At 69.6% G+C, this 427-nt stretch carries 1 protein-coding gene; it reads right to left on the bottom strand.

What is annotated here, in order from left to right; genetic code table 11:
• Positions 1–102 precede the first annotated feature (102 nt).
• The coding region (locus tag G3I71_RS48220) for an NUDIX hydrolase (protein WP_164325308.1) at positions 103–427 on the bottom strand (325 nt) is incomplete at its 5' end.

The raw sequence follows: 427 nt of genomic DNA, 5'->3' as shown, positions 1-427 counted from the left end.
CGGGCACCTTCGCGAGTTCTACGAGCAGCTTGCGCCGTATCGCGAGGTGCCGGCCGCAGTCGCCTTCGAGGCCCGCCTACGAGCGATGCTTCCCCCGCCGGGTCAGCGAACCCCTTCGTCCATCAGGACGTAGAGGAGGCCGACGAGGGAACCGCTGCTGACGATCTCCCGGCGGTCGATCATGCCCCGGATGTTCGCCAGGGGGATCCACTCGACCCGGTCCGACTCGTTCTTCTCGGTCGGCGGCCCGTCGTACGTCGGGCCGTCGGCGCGGAACAGGTGGTGCTGGGAGTCGGTGATGCCGTTCGCCGGTTCGGCGTAGACCAGCGGCTTCATCGGGCCTGGACGCCAGCCGGTCTCTTCGAGGACTTCACGGGCGGCAGCCTCGCCGGGGGTCTCGTCCTCCTCGACCAGGCCCATGGGCAGC

It is taken from the genome of Streptomyces sp. SID12501, from assembly GCF_010550245.1.
In the GTDB taxonomy this organism is placed as follows: Bacteria; Actinomycetota; Actinomycetes; order Streptomycetales; family Streptomycetaceae; genus Streptomyces.
The sequence above is the reverse complement of the archived record's forward strand: the minus strand, read 5'-3'. Positions and strand labels throughout refer to the sequence as shown.